The 21,352-nt window shown below is 63.0% G+C and carries 23 protein-coding genes and 1 pseudogene; 15 read left to right on the forward strand and 9 right to left on the reverse strand.

Annotation, left to right across the window (positions count from 1 at the left end; genetic code table 11):
• A pseudogene (locus tag DV027_RS04665) lies at positions 1-346 on the forward strand (hypothetical protein); the annotation flags it as partial.
• 118 nt (positions 347-464) lie between these two features.
• Here the strand turns inward: DV027_RS04665 and hemH are convergent.
• The 3 genes from hemH to mutY all read right to left on the reverse strand — a co-directional run bounded on the left by hemH (position 465) and on the right by mutY (position 2,849).
• Positions 465-1,520, reverse strand: a complete 1,056-nt coding sequence (gene hemH / locus DV027_RS04670) for a ferrochelatase (protein WP_130730765.1) — start codon at positions 1,518-1,520, stop codon at positions 465-467.
• Positions 1,521-1,592: 72 nt separating this feature from the next.
• Positions 1,593-1,718, reverse strand: coding sequence for a hypothetical protein (locus DV027_RS18035; RefSeq protein WP_275100974.1), 126 nt, complete (start codon positions 1,716-1,718; stop codon positions 1,593-1,595).
• 57 nt (positions 1,719-1,775) lie between these two features.
• On the reverse strand, positions 1,776-2,849 hold the full coding sequence (mutY, locus tag DV027_RS04675) for an A/G-specific adenine glycosylase (RefSeq protein WP_130730766.1): 1,074 nt from the start codon (positions 2,847-2,849) through the stop codon (positions 1,776-1,778).
• Between the two features lie 10 nt (positions 2,850-2,859).
• Here mutY and DV027_RS04680 point away from each other — a divergent pair, with 10 nt between their 5' ends.
• The 3 genes from DV027_RS04680 (at position 2,860) to DV027_RS04690 (ending at position 4,492) form a co-directional block, all read left to right on the forward strand.
• Entirely contained in the window at positions 2,860-3,360 is a 501-nt protein-coding gene (locus DV027_RS04680; protein WP_130730767.1) for a DciA family protein, read from the forward strand.
• Between the two features lie 272 nt (positions 3,361-3,632).
• Positions 3,633-3,959 carry a hypothetical protein gene (locus tag DV027_RS04685; RefSeq protein WP_130730768.1) on the forward strand — a complete coding sequence of 109 codons (327 nt, stop codon included), beginning with the start codon at positions 3,633-3,635 and terminating at the stop codon, positions 3,957-3,959.
• 134 nt (positions 3,960-4,093) lie between these two features.
• On the forward strand, positions 4,094-4,492 hold the full coding sequence (locus DV027_RS04690; RefSeq protein ID WP_130730769.1) for a hypothetical protein: 399 nt from the start codon (positions 4,094-4,096) through the stop codon (positions 4,490-4,492).
• Between the two features lie 257 nt (positions 4,493-4,749).
• Here DV027_RS04690 and DV027_RS04695 read toward each other — a convergent pair whose 3' ends face one another.
• The 3 genes from DV027_RS04695 to DV027_RS04705 form a co-directional block, all read right to left on the reverse strand.
• Positions 4,750-5,376: a phosphoribosylanthranilate isomerase gene (locus DV027_RS04695; protein ID WP_130730770.1), complete on the reverse strand. Its 627-nt coding sequence runs from the start codon at positions 5,374-5,376 to the stop codon at positions 4,750-4,752.
• Positions 5,377-5,491: 115 nt separating this feature from the next.
• On the reverse strand, positions 5,492-6,211 hold the full coding sequence (gene pyrF, locus DV027_RS04700) for an orotidine-5'-phosphate decarboxylase (RefSeq protein ID WP_130730771.1): 720 nt from the start codon (positions 6,209-6,211) through the stop codon (positions 5,492-5,494).
• A 43-nt stretch (positions 6,212-6,254) separates the two neighbouring features.
• Positions 6,255-6,671, reverse strand: coding sequence for a LapA family protein (locus DV027_RS04705; protein ID WP_242621728.1), 417 nt, complete (start codon positions 6,669-6,671; stop codon positions 6,255-6,257).
• A gap of 121 nt (positions 6,672-6,792) precedes the next feature.
• Here DV027_RS04705 and DV027_RS04710 point away from each other — a divergent pair, with 121 nt between their 5' ends.
• From DV027_RS04710 to DV027_RS04725, 4 genes are all read left to right on the forward strand, one after another.
• Positions 6,793-7,080 (forward strand): hypothetical protein, encoded by a 288-nt coding sequence (locus DV027_RS04710; RefSeq protein WP_130730772.1) that lies wholly within the window; start codon positions 6,793-6,795, stop codon positions 7,078-7,080.
• A gap of 173 nt (positions 7,081-7,253) precedes the next feature.
• On the forward strand, positions 7,254-8,660 hold the full coding sequence (locus tag DV027_RS04715) for a dipeptidase (protein WP_130730773.1): 1,407 nt from the start codon (positions 7,254-7,256) through the stop codon (positions 8,658-8,660).
• A complete protein-coding gene (gene pdxA / locus DV027_RS04720) occupies positions 8,653-9,642 on the forward strand; it encodes a 4-hydroxythreonine-4-phosphate dehydrogenase PdxA (RefSeq protein ID WP_130730774.1) in 990 nt (329 codons plus the stop codon). The genes DV027_RS04715 and pdxA overlap by 8 nt, the downstream gene beginning before the upstream one ends.
• The gene (locus tag DV027_RS04725; RefSeq protein WP_130730775.1) at positions 9,639-10,385 is read left to right on the forward strand and encodes a pyridoxine 5'-phosphate synthase; all 747 of its coding nucleotides are present in this window, start codon (positions 9,639-9,641) and stop codon (positions 10,383-10,385) included. The genes pdxA and DV027_RS04725 overlap by 4 nt, the downstream gene beginning before the upstream one ends.
• Before the next feature lie 462 nt (positions 10,386-10,847).
• On the opposite strand, the gene DV027_RS17395 is transcribed toward DV027_RS04725, so the two are convergent.
• Entirely contained in the window at positions 10,848-11,000 is a 153-nt protein-coding gene (locus DV027_RS17395; RefSeq protein ID WP_165399107.1) for a hypothetical protein, read from the reverse strand.
• 177 nt (positions 11,001-11,177) lie between these two features.
• On the opposite strand from DV027_RS17395, the gene DV027_RS04730 reads away from it, so the two are divergent.
• From DV027_RS04730 to DV027_RS04745, 4 genes are all read left to right on the forward strand, one after another.
• A complete protein-coding gene (locus DV027_RS04730; protein ID WP_242621729.1) occupies positions 11,178-11,639 on the forward strand; it encodes a nucleoside deaminase in 462 nt (153 codons plus the stop codon).
• 122 nt (positions 11,640-11,761) lie between these two features.
• The gene (locus DV027_RS04735; protein ID WP_130730776.1) at positions 11,762-13,336 is read left to right on the forward strand and encodes a Do family serine endopeptidase; all 1,575 of its coding nucleotides are present in this window, start codon (positions 11,762-11,764) and stop codon (positions 13,334-13,336) included.
• 348 nt (positions 13,337-13,684) lie between these two features.
• Complete coding sequence (locus DV027_RS04740) at positions 13,685-14,770, forward strand: ComEC/Rec2 family competence protein (RefSeq protein ID WP_130730777.1); 1,086 nt, start codon at positions 13,685-13,687, stop codon at positions 14,768-14,770.
• Between the two features lie 2 nt (positions 14,771-14,772).
• A complete protein-coding gene (locus DV027_RS04745) occupies positions 14,773-15,600 on the forward strand; it encodes a hypothetical protein (protein ID WP_130730778.1) in 828 nt (275 codons plus the stop codon).
• Between the two features lie 238 nt (positions 15,601-15,838).
• Here the strand turns inward: DV027_RS04745 and DV027_RS04750 are convergent, their stop codons facing one another.
• The gene (locus tag DV027_RS04750; protein WP_130730779.1) at positions 15,839-17,338 is read right to left on the reverse strand and encodes an FAD-dependent monooxygenase; all 1,500 of its coding nucleotides are present in this window, start codon (positions 17,336-17,338) and stop codon (positions 15,839-15,841) included.
• A gap of 229 nt (positions 17,339-17,567) precedes the next feature.
• On the opposite strand from DV027_RS04750, the gene folD reads away from it, so the two are divergent.
• Both folD and DV027_RS04760 read left to right on the forward strand, forming a co-directional pair.
• A complete protein-coding gene (gene folD / locus DV027_RS04755) occupies positions 17,568-18,485 on the forward strand; it encodes a bifunctional methylenetetrahydrofolate dehydrogenase/methenyltetrahydrofolate cyclohydrolase FolD (protein ID WP_165399112.1) in 918 nt (305 codons plus the stop codon).
• Complete coding sequence (locus DV027_RS04760) at positions 18,482-19,234, forward strand: methylenetetrahydrofolate reductase (RefSeq protein ID WP_130730780.1); 753 nt, start codon at positions 18,482-18,484, stop codon at positions 19,232-19,234. Before folD ends, DV027_RS04760 begins: the two co-directional genes overlap by 4 nt.
• 121 nt (positions 19,235-19,355) lie before the next feature.
• On the opposite strand, the gene DV027_RS04765 is transcribed toward DV027_RS04760, so the two are convergent.
• A complete protein-coding gene (locus DV027_RS04765) occupies positions 19,356-19,931 on the reverse strand; it encodes an NUDIX domain-containing protein (RefSeq protein ID WP_130730781.1) in 576 nt (191 codons plus the stop codon).
• A gap of 212 nt (positions 19,932-20,143) precedes the next feature.
• Between DV027_RS04765 and DV027_RS04770 the strand changes: the two genes are divergently transcribed.
• Entirely contained in the window at positions 20,144-21,337 is a 1,194-nt protein-coding gene (locus DV027_RS04770; protein WP_130730782.1) for an MFS transporter, read from the forward strand.
• The last annotated feature ends 15 nt before the right edge of the window (positions 21,338-21,352 follow it).

Genomic DNA, 21,352 nt, shown 5'->3' on the forward strand with positions numbered 1-21,352 from the left:
CTACTACCCCGGCTATGTCGGCTGGGGTTACCCCATGGGCGGCTGGGGCTGGGGCGGCGGCTGGGGTGGCTGGGGCTGGCCTGGCTATTATGGCGCGGGGGCTGCAATGGGGGCTGCCGCGGCAAGTGCCAGCTATCGGGCCGCACCCGAAGTCTATAACGCCACGGGCAACAACGCGCCTGAAGACGATTCCGTCTATGACAAGGACCTGTCCACCCTGCTGGCCCCCGCGCAGCCGCAGCCCGGCCCGCAGGGCAATGGCCAGCCCGCACCGCAGCGCCCTCCGGCTTCATGCCCCAAAGGGCAGGTCTATAACGACCTGACCGAAAGCTGCGACCGGCCCTGACAGGGGGCGCATCATCAATGCTTTCGGGTGCCGCCTTTTTGCCGGAGGCGGCACTTCCTGAAGCTTTTTGCAAAAAGCTTCACCAAAAACTTTTCTCCGTTAGCGGGCAGGAGAGACCTCAACCAGCAGAGGCTTCCGCTTTACGGGGCAGCCAGCCTGCCAGTTCCTCGCGCACCAGGGTCTCGAGCAGGTTTATGGCATCGGGCGAGTTGTTCAGGCACGGAATCAGGGCCAGTTCCTTGCCGCCAGCCTTGATGAAGTCTTCCGCCGCCTCGTTGCCGATTTCATCAAGCGTTTCGATACAGTCGGAAATGAAGCCCGGCGTAATCACCGCAATGCGCTCGATGCCCTGCGCGGGCAGCGACTCGATAAACGGCGCGGTATAGGGCTCCAGCCATTTTGCCGGCCCAAAGCGGGACTGGAAGGTGAGCGGCATCATGCGCTCGTCATACCCCATGGCATGACGCAGCGCGGTGATGGTGCGCGCGCATTCATCGGCATAGCTGTCGCCCTTTTCCACATACACCCTGGGCAGGCCATGGAAGGAGGCGACAATCATCTGCGGCTTGAAATCCAGCGTTTCGAGCCGGGCCATGATCGAACGCCCGAGGGCCGCGATATAGGCCGGATGGTCGGGGAAGGCCGGCAGGGTGCGGATGGCAGGCTGGTTGCGCAGCCGCATCAGGGCGCGAAACGCCTGGTCATTGGCCGTGGCCGTGGTGGTGGCGCTGTATTGCGGGTAGAGCGGGGCAAGCAGGATGCGGTCGCACCCCTGTGCCACCAGCTCATGCAGCGCCTGCTTTATGGAGGGCTGGCCATAGCGCATGCCCCAGGCCACCGGCACATCGTCAGCCGCCAGCCTTTTTGCCAGCATTTCCGCCTGGTCGCGCGTATAGGTGCGCAGCGGGCTTTCATTACGGTCATGGTGCCAGATGCGGTGATAGGCCTCGCCCGACTTGCGCGGGCGGAAGGTCAGCACCGGGCCATACAGGATCGGCTTCCAGACCAGGGGACTGGCTTCAATAATGCGCCGATCTGACAGGAATTCAGCCAGATAGCGGCGCACCGCGCCATAGCCGGTGCCATCAGGGGTGCCAAGATTGCTCAGCAGTACCCCGGTGCGCGGCGGCGCATCTTCATGCCCCGCCGCGCGCTTTACGGTAATGAATGTCATGTTCCGGCTGCTACAGGAAGCCGGAGGTGGATGCAAAGGAACAGCGGACCCTCACCCTGCACAAGGGGCGCCCTAGCGGCGGGTGCGCACCCGGACCGGCTGCATGGCGCGCGCGGGGGCTGAACAGTAACGGGCGGCGGCAACAAGGCCCAGCAGGGCCACAACGGGGGAAAGCATCTGGACAAAAGCGAACATCACGGTCCCTTTCCTGATCGGACACCCATTACTCAACCGCGCGGATCATACCGGCGTCAATCAAAAAATACCGGCCTTGCGTGCAACCTTTACGCATTTGCCCATGAGCGAGGGCAGCGCCACGGCATCGTCACCGGGGTAATGCACGCACCCCCCTGCCGCCATGCTGTTGGGAAAGGCCGCGATCGTGGCTGCGTACACATCCACCAGCAGCGTAAAATGGGTGAATACATGCTTCACCTGCCCCACCATGCGCCAGCGGGGTTGCAGCCGGGGGGCGGCAGGAGCCTGCGCCAGCGCTTCCGCCTGAGGCCACGGGTCATCGCGCCAGTGCGGTCCCGGCAGGCCCATCATGCCGCCCAGCAGCCCCTTTTCGGGGCGGCGGACCAGCAGCAGGCCACCGGCTTCATCCACCAGGCAGAAATGCACGCCGTGCCGCACGGGCCGCACGGCCTTGGGCGCGCGGCGCGGCAGGGTGGCGGCAATGCCCTGCGCGTGGCCCGCGCAGGCGTCGCGCCACGGGCACAGCACGCAGGCGGGGTTGCGCGGCGTGCAGATGCCTGCCCCAAGGTCAAACAGGGCCTGCGCGAAGTCGGAGGGGCGGGCTTTTGCCTGCGCATCCGCGTTCAGGGTCACGGCGCGGGCGGCAATGGCCTTGCGGGCGCCGGGCAGCGGGTCGGTCAGGGCAAACAGGCGGCTGGTCACGCGCTCCACGTTGCCATCCACCGGCACCACGGGGCGGCCAAAGGCAATGGCGGCGATGGCCGCTGCCGTATAGGCCCCGATTCCCGGCAGTTCCAGCAGCCCTTCCACCGTATCGGGAAAGGTGCCCCCCAGTGCTGCCACGGCCTTGGCGCAGGCATGCAGGTTGCGCGCGCGGGCATAGTAGCCAAGCCCCGCCCATAGCGCCATGACCCGGTCCTGCGGCGCGCGGGCCAGTGCCGTCACATTGGGAAAGGCAGCAAGGAAGCGCTCGAAATAGGGCATGACCGCCGTAACCGTGGTCTGCTGCAGCATGATCTCGCTCAGCCAGACCCGATAGGGATCAACGCTCTGGCCGGGCAGCGCGCGCCATGGCAGAATGCGACGGTGCCGGTCATACCAGCGTAACAGATCGGTAGCACAAGGTAACACGGACCCGTTTATGACGAACCCGCCGCCACGCAGCAAGAAAAAGAACGAAGCCGCCGCTGCCCCCGAGCCGCCGCGCCGGGCCTTTCGCGCGCGCAGCATGGCCGCCCTTCTGCCCCAGATCAGCCAGCCGGTCTTTCGCAAGCAGTCGGCTGCCGCCGTGCAGGTCATGACGGACTGGGCGGATATTGTCGGCCCCCATCTGGCAGCACTGACCGTGCCGCGCAGGCTCTCGGCCGGCACGCTGACGGTAGGCTGCCAGGGGCCGGTGGCGATGGAACTGCAACACCTCGCCCCCACCGTCATTGCCCGCATCAACACCACCTGCGGCACCGGCGTGGTCAAGCGGCTGAAAATGGTGCAGGACCTGCTGCCCGCGCCCCGGCAGGCCGCTCCCCCTGCCCCGCCGCGCACGCCCCCACCCCCGGTGGAAATTGACGACATGCCCGACGGCCCGCTGAAAGAGGCGCTGGCTTCACTTGGCGGATGGCTCCGCGCCCGACAGGATCGCTGAAAAAATGAAAGTTTTGGGCGCCGCCTTTTTTCAAAGCGCTTCGTAAAACGCCACCTTTTTGAAAAAAGGCGGCACCCGGGCAATTTTATTCTGCTGGAAGCAGCCCGGATGCGTCGCCCTGTTCCCAACATGAATCATGCTGTCATGAAAACGCCCTGTTCCAGGGGTTTCCTGACACGCAACATCACGGAACGGTGAGGTAGCGGGGCTGGATATCTGGCCGATCCGTGCCAATATCGGCTTTGCAATGGTACACAAAAGGAACCCGTCAGATGCGTAAGTTGGCTCTGTTGCTGGCTGTATCCATGGGACTGGCTGGCGTCCTGCCCGCCCCTGCCGCCCATGCATGGGGTGGTGGCTGGCGGGGTGGCCCTGGTTGGGGGGGCGGCTGGCACCGTGGCTGGGGCTGGGGCGGCTTTGGCGTGGGCATGGCCGCTGGCACGGCCCTTGGGGTAGCCATGTCGCCCTATCGCTACCGGCCTTATGGCTACGGGTATGGTTATCCGGTTTACGGCTATCCGCCGCCGCCCTACCCGGTCTATGCCTATCCGCCGCCACCACCCCCGCCGCCTCCGGCCTATTACGGTTATTACCGCTAGAGCAGATCCAGTTTGAATGGACACATTCGAACTGGTGAAGGTGCTCGATAAACAATGAGTTAGGGCAATTCCACCGCGCCAGAGTTCAGTGGAATGGCGCTATGGTTGGCCAAGGCAGGGCTGGAAAGGATCGCATGCTCTCTCCCCTCCGCGCTGATACACTTGGCACACGCGTCCTCACGCGCCACCAGTACAATATCATGATGGACCTGAAGGAAATTGACGGCCTGTGGGGTATCTGGGACCGCATGGGCCGCGTTCGCGCCAACCCTGCCGCAACCCAGCCTGACCTGTGGCTGGAAATCGAAACATCCGACTACATGACGGATGGCCTGTTGCTTTACTGCCCCATGGCCACAGATCTGGACGGCACGACGACCTATGACCTCGATAACGTGCTGCTGGTACTCGAGGCCTACGAGCACATCGCCACCATTCCCGGCTGGCTTGCGCCCGAGCGCACGCTGTACCGCATTGACGCCAGCAGGCTTCTGCCAGATGAAACCCATCTGGACCCGGTCGAATACGACTGAATACTTCGAGAACAGGTAAAGGTTTCTGGTGAAGCTTTTTTCAAAAAGCTTCGTAAAGACGCCGCCATTTAAGAGGCTGTTGAAAACAACTCATTGATAAAAAATAATAAAAGTTTTTGGGTGCCGCCTTTTTTCAAAAAGGCGGTGTTCTTTTAAGCTTTCTGAAAAAAGCTTCACCAAAAACTTCCTCATGATTCCTGGATATTTTCTGGGCTAACTTTTCAAACAGTCTCTAAAAAGGCCGCACCAAAACACATTCAAAGGGTGCGGGCCGCCCGCACGAATTCATGAATCAACGCGGGCGACTTGATGCCGGGGGCGGTTTCCACCCCGGATGAGACATCCACTGCCCGCGCCCCGCTACGCATCACGGCCTCGCGCACGTTATCGGGCCGCAGACCACCAGCCAGCATCCACGGCACTGGCGCCTGCCAGCCCTCGGTCAGGCTCCAGTCAAAGGCCTGGGCATTGCCGCCGGGGCGCTGTGCACCGGCGGGCGGGCGGGATTCAATCACCAGCCCATCCACCGCGCAGCTCTGCGGCAGGTCGGCGCGGGCGGCAATACCGGCAGCCAGCCACACAGGCACGCCAAACCGCGCGCGGATGGCTGTAGCACGGGCTGCAGTGTCATAGATCTGCACCCCATCGAGTGCGACCGCATCCAGCACGTGACGGATCTCATCATCGGTCGGGCGCACGAACAGGCCGATGGCGCGTGGGCCACCAGGCGGCAGGCGGCGCACCAGCGGAGCGGCCTGCGGGGCCGTGACATGGCGCGGCGAGCGGCTGAAGAACACGAACCCCACCCAGTCGGCCCCGGCGGCACTGGCAGCCTCCAGACCCGCCTCGTCACGGATGCCGCATATCTTGACCCTGACTGTCATTGTGGTCCTGCCGCCAATTTTAAGGTTCAAAAAGTTTTCAGGTGCCGCCTTTTTTCAAAAAAGGCGTTATTCTTTCAAAGCTTTTTGGAAAAAAGCTTCACCAGAAACTTTTTTTTCAGGAATGCGCTGTTTCCAGTTCGGCGGCAATCGCGGCGGCAGCAGCAGCGGGGTTGTCGGCCCGGGTAACGGGGCGGCCCACCACGATCCAGTCTGCGCCAGCGGTACTGGCCTGTGCCGGGGTCATGACCCGCTTCTGGTCGCCCAAAGCGCTGCCTGCCGGGCGGATGCCGGGCACCACCAGCACCGGTTTATCACCAAGCGCTGCCCGCAGCGGCGCGATCTCGTGCGAGGAACAGACCAGCCCATCCGCCCCGGATTCCATGGCCAGCGCGCCGAGACGCAGCACCTGCGCCTCCACGCTGCCCTGCACCCCGGTTTCGTGCAGGGCGGCCTCATCCATGCTGGTCAGCACGGTCACGGCCAGCAGCAGCGGGCGGGCCCCTTCGGGGAAGGTCTCGTCAACCGCCCTGCGGGCAGCGGCGATCATGGCGCGGCCACCACTGGCATGGATGGTCAGCATGGCGGGCCGCAGGGCTGCAAGGCTGCCAATGGCGGAGGCCACGGTGTTGGGAATGTCGTGCAGCTTGAGGTCAAGAAAGAGCGGGCTTTCGCCTGCCGCCTTGCGCACCGCATCGAGCCCGCAGGCATAAGTGAACTCAAGCCCCAGCTTGACCATGCTGGCAGGCCCCGCCACCTGCTCGCGCCAGCTTACGGCCTGCGCCGTGTCCTTGGTGTCAAGGGCAACGATCAGGCGGGTGGACCGTCCATGGCTCATTGGCGGCGCTCCTCAGGCAGATAAAATGGCGGGTTGGTCGGGATCAGGAATGCTCGGGCGGCCTGGGCAGCTGCGCGGCCGCCTGAGGGGCCGGGTCCACCTCGGGTTCGGGCTGCGTCTCGACCGGCTGGGCCGCGGCATAGGCCTTGAGCATGGGGGAATTGGCCGGGGCCGATGTCAGGCCCGGCGGGCGGGCAGTTGCATCGGCATCAGGCTGGCTGGCGCGCAGGGTGCGCAGTTCGAGCTCGGCGCGGCGGGCGCGGCGGATCTGGCGCAGCACCACGATCCAGACACTGGCCGAGCCGGTGGCATAGAACAGGGCAGCCACCAGCAGCGCCAGCACGCCGGGGGATGACGTCCACTTCCACTGCAGCCATGACAGTTCCACCGGCGCCTGGTTGCAGGCCGCGAAAACGATCAGTGCCACGGTCACGGGCAGGGTGATGAAAAGACGTATCATGATCCTGTTTCCCTACCCCCAACAACCAGAGCCTGCAAGAAAATCAATTCATGCGGCGCTGCCTTGATCGCGCGGCACGGGCATGGTTGCCTGTAGGACACAGGGTGCAGGGAGCGTGGCAATGGGCAAGGTTGTCGTTTTTCGCAACACGGCACGGCGTGATGAATCCTGGGCGGTGGAAGCACGCACCGGGCGCGAGACCTGCATCGCCAGCATCTATGCCACCCGTGCCGCGGCCGAGGCCGATTGCGCGTGGCGCAACCAGCAGGTCATGGCCTATCGCGCCTTTCTCGAGCGCAATGCGGTGGCGGTGCCGCAATACAGCATCCGCCCCTATCGCCGCGCGGACCTGCCCCGTGCGTGGCGCCCCCTGCCCGCGCTGGGCTTCCTGCATGGGCAATGCCACTAATTAATTGATTAAAAACAGTAAAAGTTTCTGGGTATCGCCTTTTTTTCAAAAAGGCAGCGTTCTTCTGAAGCTTTTTCCCTGCCCCCGCCTTCGCTCACCCGCCGTGGGGTATGGTATAAAGCGCGGTCAGGCCCATGCCCGGCCACAAGCCGATTGCAGCAAACGGAGATTTCATGACCGCGACCGCCTCCCCCCTTTCTCCCGTTCTGGAACAGGCGGACCGCACGCTCGATGCGGCCCTTGAGCGGCTTTTTGCCTTCCTGCGCATTCCCAGCATTTCCACCCAGCCCGAACATGCCGATGACTGCAGGCGCGCAGCGCAATGGCTGCGTGATGAACTCGATGGCCTCGGCTTTGACGTGACCCTGCACGAGACCCCGGGCCACCCCATTCTTACAGCCCATGACCGTACGCCGCCCGCAGGCCCGCATGTGCTGTTCTATGGCCATTACGACGTGCAGCCCGTCGACCCGCTGGACCTGTGGGAGAGCGGGCCGTTCGAACCCAGGCTGGTCACGGGGGAAAATGGCACGAAGCGCATCGTCGCCCGGGGGGCTTCGGATGACAAAGGCCAGGTCATGACCTTTATCGAGGCCATCCGCGCCATCCGGGCAACGGGCGGGCAGATGCCGGTGCGCATCTCGCTGCTGATCGAGGGCGAGGAAGAATGCGGCGGCCCCAGCCTGCTGCCTTTCATGGAAACGCACCGCAAGGAACTGCGCGCCGATGTCGGCCTGATCTGCGATACCGCCATGCTGCCCGGCGTGCCCGCCATCACCACCACGCTGCGCGGCATGCTGGGCGAGGAGGTGCATCTGCGCTGCGCCACGCGCGACCTGCATTCCGGCATATACGGCAATGCCGCGCGCAACCCCGCCGAGGTGCTGTGCCAGGTGCTGTCCTCCATCCGTGATGAGGCCACGGGCCGGGTCACGCTGCCCGGCTTCTATGCGGGCGTGCAGGATCCCACGCCCGAACTGCGTGCGCGCTGGCGCGAGATTGCGCCCGATGACGCGACCGTTCTGGGTGAAGTCGGGCTTTCATGCCCGGCGGGTGAAAAAGGCTACACCGCCATCGAGCAGACATGGTGCCGCCCGAGCTTCGAGATCAATGGCATTGCCAGCGGTTATGCCGGCGCGGGCTTCAAGACCGTGCTGCCCGGCGAGGCCGTAGCCAAGGTCTCGTTCCGGCTCGTCGCCGGGCAGGACCCGGTGCATATCCGCCAGGCCTTCTGCAGCCATGTGCGCAACATGGTGCCTGATGACTGCACGGTTACGTTTACGCCCTGCGGCGGATCGGTGGCCAGCGCCCTGCCTGAGGATGCCTTTGGCCTCAAAGCCGCCCTCGACGCACTGGGCGCGGAATGGAACACGCCTGCGGTGACCATCGGCTGTGGCGGCTCGATCCCGGTGGCCGCCGACATGCAGCGCGTGCTGGGCATGCCTGCCCTGCTGGTGGGTTTTGCCCTTGACGATGACCGCGCCCATTCGCCCAACGAGAAATATGACCTGACCTCCTTCCACAAGGGCATGCGCTCATGGATCCGCATCCTGCACGCCCTGGCCACGACCGATGCCTGAGGCCACGCCCCCCCTCGCCCTGACCATGGGCGACCCCGCCGGGATCGGGCCGGAAATTACCGCAGGCGCCTGGCGGGCCATGCGGGCTGGCCCCACGGCCTTTGCCGTGATTGGCGATGCAGGACTGATTGGCCGCCATGGCGTGAAAGTGCGCGAGATTGGCAGCATTGGCGAGGCCGCGGGCGTGTTTGCCGATGCCGTGCCGGTGCTGCCGGTCACGCTGGCGGCCCCCGTCGTGGCCGGACAGCCAGACAGCCGCAATGCGGGTGCCATCACCACCTCCATCGCGCGCGCGGTGGAACTGGCCCGCCACGGGCATGCAGCAGGCGTGGTCACCAACCCCATCAGCAAGATCGTGCTCAAGAAGGCGGGCTTCGCCTATCCCGGTCATACGGAATACCTGGCCACCCTGTGCAACGTGCCGGGGCGCGAGGTGATGATGCTCGCCTGCCCGGAACTGCGCGTGGTGCCCGTTACCATCCATGTCAGCCTGCGCCGCGCGCTTGATGAACTCACCACCGAAGGCATCATCGCCGCCACCCGCACCACCCATGCGGCCCTGATGCGTGATTTTGGCATCGCCCACCCACGCATCGCCATCGCCGGGCTGAACCCGCATGCGGGCGAAGGCGGCACCATGGGCACGGAAGAACAGACCATCATCATCCCCGCCATCGAGGCGTTGCGCGCGCACGGCATGGATGTAAGCGGCCCGTGGCCACCGGATACGATGTTCACGCCCCCCGCCCGCGCGCGCTATGACGTGGCGATGTGCATGTATCACGATCAGGCGCTGATCCCGCTCAAGACCATCGACATGACGCAGGGGGTCAACACCACGCTGGGACTGCCCATCATCCGCACATCGCCCGATCACGGCACCGCTTTCGATATTGCAGGCCACGGCACGGCAGACCCCTCGAGCCTTGTCGCGGCATTACGCATGGCCATGCAGATGGCCGAACACAGGAACAGGTCATGAGCGCATCTTCTCCCGCCGCCATCAGGCTGGGCGTGAACATCGATCACGTCGCCACCGTGCGCAACGCGCGCGGCGGCACGCATCCCGACCCGGTCAGGGCCGCACTGCTGGCCCAGAAATCGGGCGCTGATGGCATTACCGCGCACCTGCGCGAGGACCGCCGCCACATCCGCGATGCCGACCTCGAGCGCCTGCGCGCGGAGCTGGCCATTCCGCTGAACATGGAAATGGCGGCGACCGAGGAGATGACCACCATCGCCGCCCGCCTGCGCCCCCATGCGTGCTGCCTGGTGCCCGAACGGCGGCAGGAAGTCACGACCGAGGGCGGGCTGGACGTGCTGGGGCAGGCCCGAACGCTGGCCCCGCGTATTGCGCGGCTGAACGGGGCGGGCATCCGTGTCTCGCTGTTCATTGATCCCGATGCCGCACAGATCGAGGCTGCGGCAGAACTGGGGGCCGCCGTGGTGGAACTGCATACCGGCGCCTATGCCGATGCGCCTGATGCCGCCGCACGCGCAACGGAACTGGGCCGCCTGGCCACGGGCGCGGCCCATGCCGCCCATTGCGGGCTGGAAGTACATGCGGGCCATGGCCTGACTTACGATAACGTGCCCCCCATCGCGGCCCTGCCGCAGGTCATGGAACTCAATATCGGGCATTTCCTGATCGGGCAGGCCATTTTTGACGGGCTGCCTGCGGTAATCAGGCACATGAAGGCCGTAATTGCTGCAGCGCGTGGATGAGAAGGACCGGCCTGGCACGGGGCGGCCAGGCGCTTCAACATGACCTCGCCCATAAGGATAAGGCCGCCTGGCCGTCGGCCCTCATGTTCGTGCCATCGGCCGAAAGAGGCCATGCCCAGCGCAGGTGCCTGTCGTTCCTGAACCAACTGTAGACACTCGCGGGTGCAATTCTTTACCCAACGGATGAAACGCTGGGCAGACCATCAACATAACCTCTGCCCAACGCGGATATGCCGCCATTTCCTGCCATTCTGATACCGCCAGCGGGTCGCAGCCATCATGCGCCACGGATCAGGCAATAATATCGTGCCCCAAATCAGAGGCTTCCAGAATGGCCTGTCTCATCAGTGAAAGCGGCCGGGGCGGCTCAATAAGGGGGCACAGACGCTGCCACAGGGATCATGCAGCTCCTGGCCGCGTACGTGGTGGCTTTGGCATCACGGCCTGCGTAACTGCAGAGGGTCACGGCAGGGCACAGGTGAGCAGGCAGGTCCCGGCCGGGCGTGCAGCGGGGTGCAGGTCATTTGATGCGGCCAGGCCCGCCACGATCGCGGCGGTTGCCAGAATGAGCGAAAGCATGTGCATGACCCTTTCCTCCGCGTGTGGGATAACCATGCGCCGATCCGCCGTGTGGCCGGTCGCGCGCGACCTGTCTGCATGAGGCAGGGCGGCTGTAACGCCCGGCCCGTAAACGGTTAACCACCAGGGCCGGACGCGGTTGCGCCCATCGCGGAAAAGTTGTGCCGCCGCGCGGGACTGGCCCGTGCCGGGGGGGCCGGGTATCATGCGGGCATGACACGTCCGCTCCCGGCTTATTTCATGGATATTGCGATGGCAGAGGCACGGGCCGCAGCACTGCGTGGCGAGGTGCCGGTGGGGGCCGCCCTTGCCGGACCACAGGGGCAGGTGCTCGCGCGCGCGGGCAACCGGGTGGAGGAATGGCATGATCCCTCCGCCCATGCCGAAATGCAGGTCATGCGCGCAGCGACCCGCCTGCGTGGCGGCCAGCGCCTGGCGGACTGCACGCTTTATGTCACGCTTGAGCCATGCCCCATGTGTGCGGCGGCGGCGGTGCATTTCCGTATCGGCCGGATTGTGTTCGGCGCCTATGATCCCAAGGGCGGGGGCGTGGAGCATGGCCCGCGGGTGTTTGCGCAAGCCCGCTGCCTGCACCGGCCCGAAACGGTGGGCGGCGTGCGCGAGCGCGAGGCCGGGGCGCTGCTACGGGATTTTTTTGCCCAAAGGCGCGCCTAACCTATTTGTCATGCAACGGTATAACACGGGTCGGCTCTCTTGCGGCACAATGCAGGGAATGGGACTGTCATGCCCAGGCGGCCAGTCCCGCCCCGTTGTTTCGAGATTTCAGCAGGACCTCCATGCTCAGGGATGCCATGTCAGACGTAGTACGGTCGAACACCCTTTCCTCCCGCCGGTTTCGCACGCGGTTGCTGGCCTCTCTGGTGGCCAGCGCGGTTACCGGGGCGGGACTGGCCTGCGCACCTGTGGCGCGGGCCGATGAAACCGGGGTCATCCACCCCGATACCCAGATCCAGCAGCTGCCCAACTTCGTCAATCTGGTCAAGCAGGTCAAACCGGCGGTGGTCTCGATCACGGCCCGCATCAAGGATGCTGACACGGGCGAGGAAATGGGCGGCGGTGGCGGCATGCCGGGCGGCTTTCCGTTCCCGTTCCCTTTCCAGATGATGCCGCAGCAGGCGCACCGCACGGTTGAGGCGCGTGGCTCGGGCTTCGTCATCTCGCCCGATGGCTACGTCGTGACCAACAACCATGTGGTCAAGGGCGCCACCAAGGTCACGGTCACGCTTGATGATGGCACGGCGCTGCCCGCCAAGATCGTGGGCCGCGATTCAAAGACCGATATCGCCCTGCTCAAGGTCTCGCCCTCGGGCAAGCTGCGCTTTATCGAACTTGGTGATTCCGACAAGGTCGAGCCGGGCGAATGGGTGGTGGCCGTGGGCAACCCGTACGGCCTTGGCGGCACGGTGACGGCGGGCATCGTCTCCGCGCGCGGGCGTGATATTGGCGATGGGCCGTATGATTCCTTCATCCAGGTGGATGCACCCATCAACCGTGGCAACTCTGGCGGCCCGCTGTTCACGCAGGATGGCAAGGTGGTGGGGGTGAATACCGCCATCCTCTCGCCCTCGGGCGGGTCGATCGGCATTGGCTTCGCCATTCCGTCAGATACCGTAAAGAACATTGTCGAGCAGCTTGAAAAGACCGGCCATGTCACGCGCGGCTACCTGGGGGTGACTGCGCAGGAAATCACGCCGTCGATGGCCAGCGCGCTGGGCATGAAGCCCTCGGCCACGGGGGCGCCGGCCACCGGGGCGCTGGTAGCCAGTGTGAGCGTGGGCAGCCCGGCCGAGAAAGCGGGCCTCAAGGCCGGTGACGTGGTGACCCAGCTCAATGGCCAGAACATCGATACGCCCCACACGCTGGCGGTCAATGTGGCCTCCATTACGCCGGGCACCAAGGCGTCGATTGCCTACCTGCGCAACAACAAGCCGCAGACGGCAACCGTGCTGATTTCAAGCCTGGGCAAGGGCAGCACGGCCGATGGCACGGTGGGCGACAGCACGCATGATACTGACAAAGGCCCGAAACTCGGCGTAACCCTTGCACCCCTGACGCCTGACCTGCGCCAGCAGCTCGGACTGGAGGAAAGCGTGCGCGGCGTGGTGGTGAGCGACGTGCAACCCGGCTCGCCCGCCGAGCAGGCCGGTATCCATGCCGGTGACGTCATTCAGGCGGTGGGCGAAGTGCCGGTTGAAAACCCGCGCGCCACCGTCTCGGCCATAAGGCAGGCCTTCCAGGCCAATCACTCGGTGCTGCTGCGGGTGGTGCGCAACGGGCAGAGCGTGTTCGTGGCGGTCAGCCCCAATGCCGATGATAACGATGCGGCGACGGATGATGACGACGATCAGTAAGATCGGGTGAACTGAACGGATTGGCATGAGGGCCGGGGCAGTTCTGTCCCGGCCTTTTTTGTGTGGGGGCGGGGATGGAGCTGTGACTGTTTTTTGGGGGGGGAACGGAAGGTCTGCTATTAGGCACAAAATTTCAATAGTGAACGTTTTTATGATAAAGGTGTCCAGATTTTGACCTGAAGTCACCAGTTTTACATGATGAGGAAATGAGTTCCCGGCGTTGGCTAATCGCTCGTGGAAAAAGCCTCTACATCGTCTTGCAAAAGCTTATGACGCTTTCCATCTATATCTAGTTGCAACTTATATAGTGATATCGCAGTAATTTTTTCTCGGAGAGAAGAATATCTAATGGCTGATTTCTTTGAAATAGATTTATTAGGTGTCGAAACAAAAAAGAGTGGCGATGCAATAGCAATTCGCTATGAATTGGCAGGACAGACGACCATCCACGTTGTTGATGGGGGGTATACTACCAGTGGGGAGTGTCTTCGAGACCTCATCAACAAGTATTACGATAATCCGACATTCATCAATCGTGTGATCGCGACGCACAACGATGGGGATCACGCACGTGGTCTAATCGCAATTCTCGAACATTTTGAGGTCGGTGAACTATGGATGCTCCGCCCGTGGGAGTATGCGGAAGAACTCATTGAGCATTTTAGTAATTATGAGAGTGTACCACACCTACGAGGCGCCCTGCGGCGTGCGTACGCTAACCTTGCAGCTCTTGAAGATATAGCGATTGACAAGGGCATTCCAATCCATGAACCGTTCCAAGGGGCGCAGATCGGTGCATTCCACGTCATGGCCCCCTCGCGCGAGCGGTACCTCGACCTCATTTTAACGTCGAACAAAACGCCGGAAAGCTTGGGTATCGAATCCAGAGTCGACAGTATTTTGGGTACCATCATGGAGAAGGCGAAGACAGCAGTCGCGTTGCTCCGAGCATCATGGGGAGCGGAAGCCTTTCCGCCAGGAGATACGAGCAACGAAAATGAAATGAGTGTAGTCCAGTACGCTGTGCTGAATGGCAAGAAAATCCTGTTAACTGCTGATACGGGACGAAAAGGTCTACAGGAGGTCATCGACTATGCACCATATGTCGGTTTGACCCTTCCGGGGATCGACAGATTCCAAGTTCCACACCATGGTGGGCGACACAATGTTAATACGGATCTGCTAAACGCTATTGTAGGCCCGATTCTCCAGGAGCCGCAGGAGACCGGGCATTTTCAGGCCTATATCAGCTCAGCGAAGGCAGATGAAGACCATCCCCGTAAGGTCGTACAACGCGCGCTTATCCATCGTGGTGCAAATCTTCACATGACCGAGGGCCAAAACATCCGTACGTCGGGTGGTGCCGCTCCGTCACGGCCAGATTACACGCCATTGGTGCCGACCGCATATCCCGATTCCTATGAGGAGGCTTGACGGTGGCAATACCGATCCCGAACGGTATTGCACAGCTGTTCGATAGCTATGGTCGGCAGGCCAGACTGTTTCCTGCTCTTCTAATGATTTTTCCTCCCCTTCTTACCATACTGGCATGGTTCCCGTGGCTTCTGCTTTCCAGTGGCGGTGCGACACTTCTTACATTAGCGACATCATGCGGCCTTCTATACGCTCTTGGCTCGTATGCTCGCACCAAGGGTAAGCGGATTGAGCCAAAACTACTGAAGAGGTGGGGCGGATGGCCGACAACACTACTTTTGCGCCATGACAGCGAACTCGATCAGCATACCCGGCTGCGTTATCACACATATCTGGCGGGCGTAGTGCCCGAAAGTCTATCCTTCCCCACGGTTCAGGAAGAGCAAGCGAATCCCGCAGGCGCCAATGCGGTGTATGATTCAGCAGTACGGTGGTTGAAAGAAAGAACTCGAGGTAAAGAGTTTGCGATGGTGGAGCGCGAGAATGCGCAATACGGATTTCGTCGTAATTTGCTGGGCCTCAAGCCTTTCGCACTCACCCTTTGCCTCCTGACGTTGGTCATCACGATGCTCACAATTTTTAACAAAGCTCCTAATCTCGTGGATTCTATAAGAAATTGGGACTTTGTGGCGTTAGCAAAAGTAGCATCTGATCTTGGCCCCGCTATCCTAGCGACATTTGCGGTCAATCTGTTTGCCATGCTTGCGTGGGTTTTTGTCGTGACCAAGCGCTGGGTTCGGGAAGCCGGATTCCAGTATGCCTACGCTCTACTCGCCGTGTGCGATATGACAACCAACGCGACGAATAAGAAAAGGAAAAAGGCTGTTTAGTGGACAAGGATCAGATCTATCTGCCAGCAGACATGCTGCCGCGTCCCTTCCGATGCGAGGTCAATATGCGCAATGCGGGTTTTCTATAGCACGCCTATATGCGGAATGGATCGTTACACAGCCTAACCCCGCACGGGAACTTTGTACCAATCATGTCCGCTTTACGGAAAACAATTTAGCGGCTCGTATGACCAAAATGAGGCGACTACCGCCCACCCGGTTTCATAACCGGGCACCATCAATGTCTTTCAATTCCATCATAAGTCCTGACGTTTTGACTGCCTGCCATATTCTTCAGGGCCATGTCGATGTCCGCCCAGTTCCCACATTTCGCAGCGGCAGCGACATAGCCATCGGGTCGTATCAGCCAGATACCGTTTTCATCCGGTGGCAGGCATGGTTCGGGCATCAGCAGGGCTGGATGGCGTGCGATCATGGCCCGCGCTGCAGCGCTGTTCCTGGCCGCAAGCACAAAGCGGGGCGGCATGTTGTCCTGTCCGGAACATGGCCATGAAACCAGTCGCTGCCCTGGCCCAGGGCCACGCAGCCCCCGGGCTGAACCCATGTTGAGGGGGCTGTCCGGGTAGCCGATCAGGATTCCGGAAAGCCGATTGGCAATGGCACGACGGACCACCGGAATGCGAAAGCCCTGCTTTACAATGAAGTTGCGCACCCTCTGCGCCAGATGGCTTCTGAGCAGGACAATTCTGGTCATGCGGCTGGAATCCGACAGGATCTGCCGTGCAACACCGCTGCGTTCGCTACTGTAGCTGTCCAGCAGGCGCGGGCTGGCGTCCTGCCGCTCGACCAGTGCCAGCTTCCACGCAAGATTGAAGGCATCCTGCATGCCCATGTTCATGCCCTGACCACCGGCAGGGCTATGGATATGGGCCGCATCGCCAGCCAGGAACACGCGGCCCCTGCGGTAGTCCCTGACCCTGCGTTCATTAACCCCGAAATCCGACAGCCACACCGGATCGGACAGGATGACCCCGCCCGGTCCGCGCCGGTCAACAAGTGCCTGTATTTCCCCAAGGTCAGGCCTATGCAATGCAACCGGCCCCAGATCGGCGATGATACGGTAATGGCCCCGCGATATTGGAAAGAACATGACAGCGCCGTCGGGGTGCCAGAAAATTGCCGGTTCGTCGGGCGGGATCGCAAGGCCCGCCACGTGCACGTCAGCAATGACAAAACCCATGGGCAGCGTGTCCCCCGCGAATGCCAGGCCCAGCGTGCTGCGCACAAGGGAATGCGCCCCATCGCACCCGATGAGCCACGCTGCTTCCACGGTCTCGATCCTGCCGCCCGCATGCCTGAGCGTGCAGGACACACCGTCGTCCCTGCCAGTAAAGTCGGTCAGTTCGGTCCCGCGTTCGACAGTATGGCCAAAAGTCCCGAGATGGTCTTCCAGTAACCGCTCGGTTTCCGATTGCGCAATCATCAGCAGGTAATTGAAGGATGAGGCGATCGTGCCGAACGGGATCCGGGCCAGTGTCGTGTTGCCGGCATGAATGCTCACGGCATCCGCACGCAGCCCGGTGGCCATAAACGCATCGGCACAGCCCGCTGCATCAAGCAGTTCCAGTGTCCGGGGCCAGATGGCCAGGGCGCGGGACTGGGTGGTGCGGGCTGGCAGCCTGTCAATAACCCTGACAGGCGTGCCGTAGCGGGCCAGTTCGGCGGCCATGATCAGGCCGACAGGCCCCGCACCGCTAACAAGGACGGGCTTCGACATGGTTTTATCCAAAGGAAAGGACGTGTCAGGCCATATGAACGGATGCCACCACGTTAACGCCGGACGCAGCCGGACTGTTCCTGCCTGCTCCCGGGCAGGCAGGCGGTTGTGGCACGGAAAAAGGGGCGGCTTTCCCCCCGTTTCCTTAAAAAAACGGCCCACCCTGATTGTCGTGGCAGGGTTTCTTGCCGTATCTGCACGCATTGCATGTTCGTTTCCGGAGGGGATGATGACCGGTCCAGCACTATCCGATGCCCAGGGGTCGTCTCGCGCGCGCCTGATTGATGGCAAGGGTTTCGCCGCCCGCCTCACTCAGGATATCGCAGCCGATGTCAGCGCCTTTTATGAAAAGCACCACGTCACCCCCGGCCTCGCCGTGGTGCTGGTGGGCAATGACCCCGCAAGCGAGGTCTATGTGCGTAACAAGGCGCTCCAGACCCACCGCGCGGGCATGCGTTCGTTCATGCACATGCTGCCCGCCACCACCGCGCAGAACGAACTGCTCAGCCTGATCGCACGGCTCAATGTCGATCCCGAGATCCATGGCATCCTCGTGCAGCTGCCCCTGCCTGCGGGGCTCGACCCCGTGGCCGTGACCAACGCCATCGCGCCCGAAAAGGACGTGGACGGGCTGGGCGTGGTCAATGCTGGCCGGCTGGCGCTGGGGCTGCCAGGCATCGTGCCGTGCACGCCGCTGGGCTGCCTGCTACTGCTGCGCCATTACGTGGGCGACATGCGTGGCAAGGATGCGCTGGTAATTGGTGCCTCGAACCTCGTTGGCCGCCCCATGGCCGAACTGCTGCTGCAGGAGGGCTGCACCGTTACCGTGGCGCATGTCGACACGCGCGATACGGCGGCCCTGGCCCGTCAGGCCGATATCGTGGTGGTGGCGACCGGCGTGCGCGAACTGGTGCGCGGCGACTGGATCAAGCCCGGTGCCACGGTGATTGATGTCGGCATTTCGCGCGTTACGCTGCCTTCGGGCAAGACGCGGCTGGTGGGCGACGTGAAGTTTGACGAGGCCGTTGAGCGCGCTGGCCTGATTACGCCCGTGCCCGGCGGCGTGGGGCCAATGACCATTGCCTGCCTGCTGCGCAACACCCTTGATGCGGCCCGCCAGATCGTGACGGGGCAGGCACGCTCATGACCCTGACCTCCGTTGAACTGATCCCGCGGGATGCGGAAACCCTGCTGCGTGACGCCAATGAAGTCGCCCGGCTGTTCCCCGATGCGGGGATGATCAATATCCCCGACCTGCTGCGCTTTCCGCTGCGCAGCTGGGAGGCGGCGCGGCTGGTGCGCCCGGTTTTCGCGCGCGTGGTGCCGCATATCCGCGCCATTGACATTGCGCCTGACGCGCCCCTGCCGGGCGCGGATGATCCGGGCCTGCGCGAGGTGCTGGTGGTCAAGGGCGACCCGCCATCGGACCTGCGCCACCGCACCTACCCCAACAGCAGCGAGAGCGTGATCGCGCGTTATCGCCGCGAGGCGCCGCATCTGGATGTCTATGCCGCGTTCGACCCGTATCGCCGCGCACCGTATCTGGAAATGGAAGCCATCGCGCGCAAGAAGGAAGCCGGTGCCATCGGCTTCTTCACCCAGCCCATATTCGACCTGCCCATGCTGGATCTGTGCATGAACTGGCTGCATGGGGAAAATGTGTTCTGGGGCATCTCGCCCGTGGTAGGGCCAAAATCGCGCTCATATTGGGAGACGACGAACCACGTCATCTTCCCCCACGGGTTTGAGCCAACATTCGAGGCCAATATCACCTTTGCCCGGCAGATGATGGAGGTCGTGGCCCGCGCGGGCGGCAACACCTACCTCATGCCGCTGCGCGTCAACCTTGAGCGCTACCTGACGCCGCTGCGGCGTGATCAGGGCGTTTCAGACTAGAATATTGATAAAAGGAAAAAGTTCTTGGTGAAGCTTTTTTCAAAAAACTCCGAAGAACGCCGCCTTCTTGGAAAAAAGGCGGCACCCAAAAACTTTTTCAGGGTTCACGCCACCCAGGTGTTCAGATCCAGCCACGCGCCCGGATCAGGCCAAATGCCGCAATCGTGACCATGCAGGTGATCCGCCCGTCCAGGATCATCGCCTCCATCTCGGACAGGGGAACGGTGTGGCAGGTAATGTCCTCCTCCGTTTCCTCGCGCTGGTGGCTGCCCTGCGTCAGCCCGGTGGCCAGGAAGGCGCGGCCCTTCTGGGTGGTGTAGCCAGCGCCCTGGTACAGCAGCCCCGCATCGCGCATCTCGGCGGCCATGAGGCCGGTTTCCTCGCGGAGTTCGCCACGCGCCACCTCATCGGGTGTTGCGTCGGGGCGGTTTTCCCACATGCCCATGGGCAGTTCCCACATCCGCTTTTGTATGGGATAGCGGTATTGGCGGATCAGGGTGACGCGGGGGCCCTCGGGGCTTTCCCACAAGGGCAGGATCACGACAAAATCACCGCGCTCCACCACGCCATACAGCCCCTCGCGGCCATTGGGGCGCAGGATGATGTCCTCGCGCACGCGGGTCCAGGGGTTTTCGTAGGCCGTGCGGGTGGAAAGCGTGGTGTAGCCGCCTGCATCGGGGGTGGGGCGTTGCGTCATGAAACCTGTCTCCTTCGTGGCCTGTTGAGGCATGTCCATGCATCCTGCACGGGGCTGTGGTGCGGGAACGAATGGTTGCGGGTTGGTTTTTTCAGTTTTTTCCATAAGCCGTATCCGGCGTTGTGCCCAAGCTCTTTTGCGGCGCGAAAAATCAGGGTTGTCATGCGCGCTGGTGCGGCGCGTTCGTTTTCTATGGGGAGTGCAGGCATATCATGACCGGGCCGCAGGCATCATCGGCGTCACCGACACGGCGGATACTGCCCGTCGTGCTGTTCAATCTGCTATGTTACATCGATATCGGCCTGCCGATGGCGGTTATTCCGGTTTTTGTGCACCAGGTGCTGGGCTACAACACCGTGCTGGCGGGGATGGCGGTCTCGGTGCAGTATCTCGCAACCTTCGCCTCGCGCGCGGGCGCGGGGCGGCAGGCCGACCGGCGCGGCGCCAAGCCCACGGTCATCGTGGGGCTGGCCATGTGCACGCTCTCGGGGCTGATGCTGCTGGCCTCGGGCGTGCTGCTGCATTTTGCGGTCCTGTCGGTGGGGCTGCTGATCCTGAGCCGCGTGCTGCTGGGCATTGGCGAAAGCTGGACGGCGACGGGCGCCATCATGTGGAATATCGGCCGCGTGGGCGCAGGACGCACCGCGCAGGTGATCTCGTGGAATGGCGTGACCTCTTATGGCGGCATCGCCCTTGGTGCGCCGATCGGGCAGATCCTGTCCGGCCTGCCCATGCCCTATGGGGGGCTGACGCTGGTGGGCGCGCTCTCGGCTGGGCTGACGCTGTTCGGTTTCGTGCTGGCGCGCCAGTATGCGCCGGTGCCGCCCGTGCCTGCCAAGGCGCCGCCCATGCCCTTCGGGCAGGTGTTCATGCGCGTGCTGCCCCATGGCATGGTGCTGGCCTGCGGGTCGGTGGGATTTGGCACCATTTCCGCCTGCCTGGCGCTGTTCTATGCCCATAATAACTGGAATGGCGCCGCCGTGGCGCTGGCCGGTTTCGGCCTGACCTTCGTGATGATGCGCTTTTTGTTCGCCCGCCAGATCGACCGCCGGGGCGGGTTGCAGGTCACCCTCATCTCCCTGCTGGTGGAAACGCTGGGCCTGGGCGTGCTGTGGCAGTGCTCGAGCGTGGAAGGCGCAGCCCTTGGGGCGGCACTGACCGGGGCCGGGTTCTCGCTGGTGTTTCCCGCCATGGGGGTGCTGGCCGTGGGCCGCGTGGGGGCGGAGAACCGGGGGGCGGCGCTGGGCGCTTTTTCCGTGTTTCTCGATATTGCCGTGGGGCTGTCCGGCCCGCTGCTGGGGCTGGTGATCCAGACAATGGGCTACGGGGCGCTGTTTCTGGTCTCGGCCCTGTTTACGCTGGCAGGCGTGGGTGTCACCATGGCATTGAAATTCCTGCCGCGCTGAAGGGTGCGTGGCGCA

The organism is Komagataeibacter xylinus (assembly GCF_004302915.1).
Classification (GTDB): Bacteria; Pseudomonadota; Alphaproteobacteria; order Acetobacterales; family Acetobacteraceae; genus Komagataeibacter; species Komagataeibacter xylinus_C.